The organism is Citrobacter sp. R-1.5.2 (assembly GCF_035064245.1).
GTDB lineage: Bacteria > Pseudomonadota > Gammaproteobacteria > Enterobacterales > Enterobacteriaceae > Citrobacter.
Genome location: NZ_JASEYC010000126.1, coordinates 1 through 228, shown reverse-complemented (window position 1 = coordinate 228; position 228 = coordinate 1). Strand labels below are relative to the sequence as shown.

1 protein-coding gene is annotated in these 228 nt (G+C 55.3%); it reads left to right on the top strand.

Going from position 1 to position 228, the window contains the following annotated elements; translation table 11 throughout:
- Positions 1–228 (top strand): HAD family hydrolase (locus tag QMN38_RS26905; protein ID WP_323606452.1); only part of this gene is annotated, 228 nt, incomplete at both ends.

The window sequence follows — 228 nt, the reverse complement described above, 5'->3', positions numbered from 1 at the left end:
ACGGAAACTGGGAATAGATGAGGTTGAAGCCGGGATTCTGCCGGATGGCAAAAAAGCAGTGATAACCCGACTGAAAGAGTCTGGCCATGTGGTTGCGATGGCCGGAGACGGTGTGAATGATGCCCCGGCGCTGGCAGCGGCTGACGTGGGTATAGCCATGGGAACGGGTACAGATGTGGCAATTGAAAGTGCCGGAGTCACCCTTCTCAAAGGCGACCTGATGATACT